At 71.8% G+C, this 8,767-nt stretch carries 8 protein-coding genes; 1 reads left to right on the top strand and 7 read right to left on the bottom strand.

Features of this window, described 5'->3' with window-relative positions; all coding sequences use genetic code 11:
• Positions 1–3 precede the first annotated feature (3 nt).
• The 6 genes from pyrG to ABD151_RS01860 form a co-directional block, all read right to left on the bottom strand.
• Positions 4–1,698, bottom strand: a complete 1,695-nt coding sequence (gene pyrG, locus ABD151_RS01885; RefSeq protein WP_343990765.1) for a CTP synthase — start codon at positions 1,696–1,698, stop codon at positions 4–6.
• 91 nt (positions 1,699–1,789) lie between these two features.
• A complete protein-coding gene (gene recN, locus ABD151_RS01880; protein ID WP_343990763.1) occupies positions 1,790–3,553 on the bottom strand; it encodes a DNA repair protein RecN in 1,764 nt (587 codons plus the stop codon).
• Complete coding sequence (locus ABD151_RS01875; protein WP_343990761.1) at positions 3,550–4,488, bottom strand: NAD kinase; 939 nt, start codon at positions 4,486–4,488, stop codon at positions 3,550–3,552. The genes recN and ABD151_RS01875 overlap by 4 nt, the downstream gene beginning before the upstream one ends.
• Positions 4,485–5,330 carry a TlyA family RNA methyltransferase gene (locus tag ABD151_RS01870; RefSeq protein WP_343990759.1) on the bottom strand — a complete coding sequence of 282 codons (846 nt, stop codon included), beginning with the start codon at positions 5,328–5,330 and terminating at the stop codon, positions 4,485–4,487. The genes ABD151_RS01875 and ABD151_RS01870 overlap by 4 nt, the downstream gene beginning before the upstream one ends.
• 11 nt (positions 5,331–5,341) lie before the next feature.
• Complete coding sequence (locus tag ABD151_RS01865; protein WP_343990757.1) at positions 5,342–5,500, bottom strand: hypothetical protein; 159 nt, start codon at positions 5,498–5,500, stop codon at positions 5,342–5,344.
• On the bottom strand, positions 5,497–6,378 hold the full coding sequence (locus ABD151_RS01860) for an HAD-IIA family hydrolase (RefSeq protein WP_343990755.1): 882 nt from the start codon (positions 6,376–6,378) through the stop codon (positions 5,497–5,499). The genes ABD151_RS01865 and ABD151_RS01860 overlap by 4 nt, the downstream gene beginning before the upstream one ends.
• Before the next feature lie 71 nt (positions 6,379–6,449).
• Between ABD151_RS01860 and ABD151_RS01855 the strand changes: the two genes are divergently transcribed.
• Positions 6,450–7,526, top strand: a complete 1,077-nt coding sequence (locus ABD151_RS01855; protein WP_343990753.1) for a DUF1015 family protein — start codon at positions 6,450–6,452, stop codon at positions 7,524–7,526.
• A gap of 63 nt (positions 7,527–7,589) precedes the next feature.
• On the opposite strand, the gene ABD151_RS01850 is transcribed toward ABD151_RS01855, so the two are convergent.
• Entirely contained in the window at positions 7,590–8,657 is a 1,068-nt protein-coding gene (locus ABD151_RS01850) for a tetratricopeptide repeat protein (RefSeq protein ID WP_343990751.1), read from the bottom strand.
• Positions 8,658–8,767: the final 110 nt, after the last annotated feature.

The following is an 8,767-nucleotide window of genomic DNA, read 5'->3' as shown; positions in this document are numbered from 1 at the left end:
GGCTCACTCCTGCTCGTCGGTCTCCGGGCCACGCAGGCCCGACTCGTCGAGCGGGAAGCGCAGCTCGCGCTGGCGCTCGATCGCCGCACCGACCAGGCCCGCGAAGAGCGGGTGCGGCCGGGTCGGACGGGACTTGAGCTCCGGGTGCGCCTGGGTGGCCACGTAGTACGGGTGCACCTCGACAGGCAGCTCGACGAACTCCACCAGGCCGTTGTCCGGGTTGGTGCCGGAGAAGACCAGGCCGGCCTGCTGCAGGCGCTCGCGGTACTCGTCGTTGAACTCGTAGCGGTGACGGTGCCGCTCGGAGACCGTGGTCGCGCCGCCGTAGGCGTTGCTGGCCACCGAACCTTCCGCCAGGCTCGCGGTCTGGGCGCCGAGGCGCATCGTGCCACCGAGGTCGCCGGCGCCCTCGACGAAGCGCTTCTGCTCCTCGATCGTGGAGATCACCGGCTCGGCCGTGTTCGGGTCGAACTCGGTCGAGCCCGCCTTCTCGATGCCGGCCACGTTGCGGGCGTACTCGATCACCATGCACTGCAGGCCCAGGCACAGGCCCAGGGTCGGGATCGCGTGGGTGCGGGCGTAGTTCAGGGCGCCGAGCTTGCCCTCGATGCCGCGGATGCCGAAGCCGCCGGGCACGCAGACCGCGTCGACGTCCGCCAGGTGCTTGGCCGCACCGGCCGGGGTGGCGCACTCGTCGGAGGGGATCCAGCGCAGGTGCACCTTCGCCTCGTGCGCGAAGCCACCGGCGCGCAGCGCCTCGGCGACCGAGAGGTAGGCGTCCGGCAGGTCGATGTACTTGCCGACCAGGCCGACGGTGATCTCCTCCTTGGGGTGGTGCACCCGGCGGAGGAGGTCGTCCCAGACCGTCCAGTCGACGTCACGGAACGGCAGGTCGAGGCGGCGCACCAGGTAGGCGTCGAGGCCCTCGCGGTGGATCACCTTGGGGATGTCGTAGATCGACGGGGCGTCGGCGCAGTTGATCACGGCCTCGACGTCGACGTCGCACATCAGCGCGATCTTCTTCTTGATGCCGTCCGGCAGCTCACGGTCGGAGCGGCAGACGATGGCGTCGGGCAGCAGGCCCACCTGGCGCAGCGCCGCGACCGAGTGCTGGGTCGGCTTGGTCTTCAGCTCGCCCGAGGGGCCGATGTAGGGCACCAGCGAGACGTGGATGAAGAAGCAGTTGTCGCGGCCGATCTCGTGACGGACCTGGCGCGCGGCCTCGAGGAACGGCAGCGACTCGATGTCGCCGACGGTGCCACCCACCTCGGTGATCACCACGTCGATGTCGTCACCGCCCATCGCCAGGACGCGGTCCTTGATCTCGTTGGTGATGTGCGGGATCACCTGGACGGTGTCGCCCAGGTAGTCGCCGCGCCGCTCCTTGGCGATCACGGTGGAGTACACCTGGCCGGTGGTGACGTTCGCGATCTGGTTGAGATCGGTGTCCAGGAACCGCTCGTAGTGACCGATGTCGAGATCGGTCTCGGCGCCGTCCTCGGTGACGAAGACCTCACCGTGCTGGAACGGGTTCATGGTGCCGGGATCGACGTTGAGGTACGGATCCAGCTTCTGCATGGTGACCCGCAAGCCGCGGGACTTCAGCAGACTGCCCAGGCTGGAGGCGGTGAGCCCCTTGCCGAGCGAGGAGGCGACGCCTCCGGTCACGAAGACGTGCTTGGTCGGCACAGTGCCCAAGGAAAACTCCCGTGGTCAGACGATCGATTTGAAGCAGGTCTGCTACGGGGTTCCAGTCTACCAACGAATCCCCGTGGCCAGGCAAGGCGGTCTACGACGCGCCGGAGGTGATGCTCTCCCGCGCGCTCTCCAACAGCTCACGGGCGTGCGCCAGTGCGGTGTCGGACTCCTCCTGACCGGCGAGCATCCGCGACAGCTCACGGACCCGGTCATCGGCACTGAGTCGGGTCAGACCCGAGGTGGTGACGGTGCCGTCGCTGCTCTTCGCGACGACCACGTGCTGGTCGGCGAAGGCCGCGACCTGAGGCAGGTGGGTGACCACCAGCACCTGGGCGCTGCGGGCCAGCGCGGCCAGCCGGCGGCCGACCTCGACGGCAGCCTTGCCGCCGACGCCGGCGTCGACCTCGTCGAAGACGAAGGTGGGCACCGGGCTGGTGCCGGCCAGGGCGACCTCGAGGGCCAGCATCACCCGCGACAGCTCACCACCTGAGGCGCCCTTGCCCAGCGGACGCGGCTCGGAGCCGGTGTTCGCGGCCAGCAGGAGCTCGACGTCGTCGGCGCCGTGGGCGTGGAAGCGGAGCCAGCCGCCGTCCACGGCCAGCGGAGCGCCACTGGCATCGGGGTCGTCGGGGGCCGAGGTCTGCAACGGGGTGACCGCGACCTCCAGCCGGGCATGCGGCATCGCAAGCAGGGTGAGCTCGTCGCTGACCTGCTTGCCGAGCTTGACCGCCAGCGTGCTGCGGGCCTTGGAGAGCGCCAGTGCCGCCTCCCCCGCCTCGGCACGCAGCCGCGCGCGCTCGGCGCGCAGCTCCTCGATCCGCTCGTCGGTGCCGTCCAGCTCCAGGAGCCGCTTGGCGGAGCTCTCGGCCCAGGAGAGCACCTGCTCCACGCTCTCGCCGTACTTGCGGGTCAGGGTGCCCAGGGCGGCACGACGCTCGGAGACCGCGGCCAGGCGGGCCGGGTCGGTGTCGATGGAGGCGGCGTAGGAGGCGACGTCGGTCGCGGTGTCGGTGAGCAGGTAGCTCACCTCCGCCAGCCGGTCCGCCAGCGTGGCCACCTCGGGGTCGTGGTCGCGGACGCCGTCGAGCAGCCGTCGCGCCGCCGCGACCGCGCCGAGCGCGTCGGGGGCCTCCTGCTCCGAGGAGAGCGCCTCGCGCGCCTGCTCGGCCGCGGTGCGCAGGGTGTCGGCATAGCCCAGGCGCGACTCCTCCGCGGCGAGCTCCGTCTCCTCGCCGGCGACCGGGTCTACGGCCTCGATCTCGTTGAGACCGAAGCGCAGCAGATCAGCCTCCTGGGCGCGCTCGCGCGCGGTGCGGACCACCTCGTCCAGCTCGGACTCGGTGGCGAGCAGCTGCTGGTGGACGCTCTGCCACCGCTGCAACAGCCGCGCCAGCTTCGCCCCACCGAAGCGGTCCAGCGCCTCACGCTGGGCGGCGGGGCGGAGCAACCGGTGCTGATCGGACTGGCCGTGCACGGCCACCAGCGGCTCGGCCACCTCGCCGAGCTGGGCGACCGGCACCGATGCCCCACCCACGAAGGCACGCGAGCGCCCCTCGGCGGCGATGTTGCGGGCCAGCAGGACGCGGTCCTCCTCGACCTCTCCCCCGGCTTCCTCCACGGCATCGCGGAACGCGGGCAGGGTCGCCGCGGCGACGACGCCCTCCACCCGGGCGGTCTTGGCACCGGTGCGCACCGCACCCGAGTCGGCCCGCCCGCCGAGCAGCAGGCCGAGCGCGGTCACCACCATCGTCTTTCCGGCGCCGGTCTCACCGGTGATCACGGTGAGGCCTGGCCCGAGCTCCAGCGTACTGGACGCGATCACGCCCAGCGAGGAGATCCGGATCTCTTCGATCATGCGTTGCCTCCTCGACGGCGGCGCTCGCTGGCTCCGCGCCAGCCCTCCACCGAGAGCCCGAACTTGGCCACGAGACGGTCGGTGAACGGGGCGGCATGCAGTCGCGCCAAGCGGACCGGATGCTTGCCCCGGCGGACCTCGATCCGCGCACCGGGCGGCAGGTCGACGGTACGGCGGCCGTCGCACCACAGCACGCCCATGCCCTCGGTCCCGGCCAGCACTTCGACGGCCAGGGTCGAGGTCGGCGCGACCACCAGCGGACGGGCGAACAGCGCGTGGGCGCTGAGCGGAACCATCAGCAAGGCCTCCACCCCCGGCCACACGACCGGGCCGCCGGCACTGAAGTTGTAGGCGGTCGAGCCGGTCGGGGTGGCGCAGACGACGCCGTCGCAGCCCCACCGCGACAGCGGCCGGCCGTCGATCTCGACGACGACCTCGAGCATCCGCTCGCGGGCCGCCTTCTCCACGCTCGCCTCGTTGAGGGCGAAGGTGCTGGCCACCAGCTCCTTGCCGCGGTGGATCGAGACGTCGATGGTGAGCCGGTCCTCCGCCGTCCACTGACGCCCGACGATGGCCTTGATGGTGTCCTCGACGGCATCCGACTCGGCCTCGGCCAGGAAGCCGACGTGACCGAGGTTGACGCCGAGCAACGGGGTGCCGTCGCCGTGGGTGAGCTCGGCGGCGCGCAGGATGGTGCCGTCGCCGCCGATCACCACCACCAGCTCGCAGCCTCGGGCGTGCACGGCGTCGTTGGCGACGATCTCCACACCCTCGGAGCAGCTCTCACTGGTGATCTGGAGGTCGGCCGCCTCCGACTCCATGAGCCGGACCACCAGGTGCTGTGCGGTCAGCGCCGCGCACATCTCGCGGGCGACCTCGCGGGCGTCCTCACGACCGGTATGGGTGAGCAGCAGGACTCGGCGAACGTCGGTCACGGCTGAACCCTCTCATCCTCGCCGGGCTCGACGGGGCCGACACCACGCTCCACCTCGGCGCGGATCTCCTCGGCCCCGATCACGGCGGGGCCCCGGCGCAGCCAGAGGAAGAACTCGACGTTGCCCGAGGGGCCGGGCAGCGGGCTGGTCGCCACCGCACGGGCGCCCCAACCGCGGGCGGCGGCCGCGTCGGCGACGGCCTGCACGGCCTCGGCCCGCAGGGCCGGATCGCGCACCACGCCACCCTTGCCGACCCGCTCCTTGCCGACCTCGAACTGGGGCTTGACCATCAGGGCGAGGTCCGCGTCGTCGTTGACCACCCCGAGCAGCGGCTCCAGCACCAGCAACAGGGAGATGAAGGAGAGATCGCCGACGACGACGTCGACGCGGCCGTCGATCAGCTCGGGCGTGAGCTCGCGGATGTTGGTGCGGTCATGGACCTTGACCTTCGGGTCCTGACGGATCTGCCAGGCCAACTGGCCGTAGCCGACGTCGACGGCGACCACCTCGGCCGCGCCGGCGCGCAGCAGCACATCGGTGAAGCCGCCGGTGGAGGCGCCGGCGTCCAGGCACCGGCGACCGGCGACGCTGAAGCCGTCGGCGCCGAAGGCGCGCAGGGCACCCGCCAGCTTGTGGCCGCCACGGGAGACGTAGTCGGGGGTGGAGGAGTCCTCCCGCACCACGATCGCGACGTCGGTGGTGACGCCGGTGGCGGGCTTGGTGGCCAGCGCACCGCTCACCGTCACCCGACGCGCGGCGATCAGCTCGGAGGCGTGCTCACGCGAGCGGGCGAGCTTGCGTCGGACCAGCTCCGCGTCCAGACGGAGACGACGTGGGGGCACTGCACCTGCTCCTAGGACCGGGGTGCGTCGAGGGCGGCACGCAACTGCTCGTGCGCCTGCTCGAAGACGGCGACATGCTCGGCGAGCGGACGCTCGTCGACGCTCTCGGTGGCAGCCAGAGCAGCCTGCACCAGCTCCTGAGGGCTGGTCGGGTCGACGGAGTCGTTCATGGCGCCACCGTACCGTGAGCCGCCGACACGACCGTGCTGCCCCGCGCGGGAGGAACCTCACGTCGCGCAGCCGCGGCCGAGCCGAAGAGCACGGACAGATCCGGGCCCACGAAGTCGGGTCGCAGGGCCGGCGGCGCAGCGGCTGCCTGCTCCGGACCGTCCACCCCGGTGAGCACCAGCAGCGCATCGATGCCCGCTGCGCGAGCGCCGGCGATGTCGGTGTCGAGCCGGTCGCCGATCATCAGCGCCCTGGCGCCGGGGAACCGCTTCAGGGTCTCCGCGAACAGCGGCGTGTGTGGCTTGCCGGCCACGGTCGGCACGACCCCGGTGAACCGGGTCAGAAGGTCGACGAGGGCACCGTGCCCCGGTCCCGTCCCGCGATCGGTCGGGAAGGAGGCATCGGTGTTCGCCGCCACCCACGGCAGCCCGGCCCCGATCAGGATGGCGCCGTCCACGACCCGTTGCCACGGCATCTGCGGACCGAAGCCGCTGACCACCGCGACCGCGCCGCCGTCAGGCTCTGTGACCGGGCGCAGGCCGACGGCGAGCAGCGCCTCCTCCAGGCCCGCGCCACCGAGGAGGTAGACCGCGGAACCCGGCTCCAGCTGCTCCGCCAGCAGCCCGGCCGCTGCCTGTGCCGAGGTGACCACGTCACCCGGTGCCGCGGGGATGCCCAGCCGGGTCAGTTGCTCCGCGACCTGCCCGGGGGTGCGCCCGGCGTTGTTGGTGACGAAGGCCAGCGCCACGCCTGCCGCACGCGCCCTCGCCAGGTGCGCGGGCGCCCCGGGCACCGGTTCCGGCCCCAGATAGACCACGCCGTCCAGGTCGAGGAGCAGGACGTCGTAGGCGTCCAGCAACCGGTCGCTGCGATCAGGCACGTTCAGGCTCCTTGTCGTGGAAGGTGCGTCGGTGGGCCGCAGGCCTTGCGAGGACGCCTAGGCTCTGCCCAATGGACCAGGCATCGATGGCGGCGTTCGCCTTGCAGCCCTTCCGGGCGCTGCGGCTCACCGACAGCCATGTCGGGGACCCGACCGCTGCCCGGGTCATCTCGCGACCCTACCGCTCCGTGCCGGGCCGGCTGATGGAGTGGCGACGACGCCGTCACCTCCAGGTGGACCCGGAGCCGGCCGTCTACCTGCACGAGTACACCTCGGCGGGGGTGACCGTGCGGGGCCTCGTCGGCCTGGTGGACGTCGTCCGCAGCGGCCCCAGCATCTTCGCCCACGAGGCGATCCACGAGCCCCAGGTGAAGCAGCTGACCGACCGGATGGCGGCGATGAGCCTGAACCCGGCACCGATCCTGCTGATGCATGCCGGCAGCGCAGCGGTACGCGACCTGCTCGACACCGCCGTCGCCCAGCCGGCCGATCTGGTCTACACCGACCGCTCCGACCAGGTGCAGCGGATCTGGCGGATCACCCATCCCCAGCTGATCGCGCAGCTCAACGTGCACCTGGCGACCACCCAGAGCGTGATCGCCGACGGGCACCACCGCTTCGAGGCGGCCCGACGGCTCGCTGCCCGCCGCCCCGGCACCGAGTGGGACAGCACCCTGGTGATGCTCGTCGACCAGGCTGACACGCCCCTCCAGCTCAGTGCCATCCACCGCACCCTGCCCCGGCTCAACATCGAGGCCGTGGCCGACGCTGTGAGCGAGGACCAGGCCTTCGCGCGGCGGAGCACGAGCCATGAGGCGCTGGCCCACCTGGACCATGCCCTGGTGCTGCACGACGGCACCTCCTGGGCCACCCTCAAGCCCAACCGGCCGCATGAGCTGCTGGTGCGGTGGCTGCACGAAGAGCTGATCCCCCGCTGGCACGTGGACGAGAGCAAGATCGCCTACCACCACTCGGCGGGCGAGGCGATCGCGCGCACCGGCAACGGACTCACCGTGCTCTTGCCCGCACCCCGCTTCCCCCAGGTCGCGGCCTCCGCCACCTCGGGCCATCTGCTGCCCGCCAAGGCGACGTCGTTCCAGCCCAAGCCGAACCTCGGGGTGCTGATGCGGGAGCTGGGCTCCGGATGAGAAGAACGCCGGCACCTGGACAGGCACCGGCGTTCCTCCACCGTCATCGGAACTCGGCTGTGCTCAGCCGATCTCCTTCTCCAGCGCCGCGGCACGGGCCCCGGCGTCAGTGATCTCGTCGCCGTCGATCGCCTCGGTGCGGTGGAACCACTCCAGGGCATCGGCGGGACGCCCCGCGTCGACCAGCGCATCGGCGTAGGCGTACCGCAGACGAACCACCCACGAGCCACGCGACTTCGAGTTCAGCGGTGCGGCCTCGAGCGTGCGCAGCGCAGCGTCGAACTGGCCCATGTCCCGGCGGGCACCCGCCTCGACGATGGTCATCTCCGCCTTCGCCTCGGCCGAGAAGTTCACCACCGACGGGCTCTTGGCCAGCTCGAGGGCACGCTCGGGCCGACCCAGGGCGCGCTCGCAGTCCGCCATGATCGGAAGGTAGGCAGTGGCACCGTTCATCCGCTTCGCGGCACGCAGCTCCGACAGCGCCTCGGCATACTCGCCGGCAGCATAGGCAGCCTCGCCGCACGCCTCGCGGACGACGGCAAGACGGGCCGCGCGGGCCCGAGCCGCGAGGGTGTGCTGGTAGGCGGTCTTGGGGTCGGAGTCGATCACCAGTCCGGCAGCCACCAGGTGGCGCGCCACCCGCGAGGCCAGCTTCTCGGGAAGACCCTTCAACTGCTGCGTGACCGCGTGGTCGAGCTCGCGGCCGGTGATCTCCTCGGGGATCGGCGGGCCGTCGTAGCGGGCCTGCGCCTCGGAGCGGGGCAGCTGCTCGTCGCGCGGACGGCTCCAATCGTTCTTGCGACCGGGACGGTCGCCGCCACGGCGCTGGTCGTCATCGCGACGCGGGCCGCCACCGCTGCGACGCTGGTCGCCGTCACGGCGCTGGTCGCCGTCGCGGCGCGGGCCGGAGCGGGCGCCGAACTTGGAGCCCTCCGACTTGCCGCCGTCGGACTTCCCGTACCGACCGCCGCTGCCACCCGAGCCGGAGCCCGAGGGCTTGCCGCCACTCGGCTTGCCGCCACTCGGCTTGCCACCGGTCGGCTTGCCGCCGCGGTAGCCGCCACGCTTGTCGTCTCCGCCTCGCGGCGAGGAGCCGCGGCGATCGTTACCCGGACGCTGACTGTTGCCCATACCGGGCATCCTTTCACCTCACGCTCTAAACGCAACAGCGGGCCACCCCGAGGGGTGGCCCGCTGTCTAAGAATTGTCCGGCGGCGTCCTACTCTCCCACAACCTCTCGG

The sequence above is a fragment of the Nocardioides dubius genome (genome assembly GCF_039528155.1).
Taxonomy (GTDB): domain Bacteria; phylum Actinomycetota; class Actinomycetes; order Propionibacteriales; family Nocardioidaceae; genus Nocardioides; species Nocardioides dubius.
This window is presented reverse-complemented; position numbering and strand designations above follow the sequence as displayed.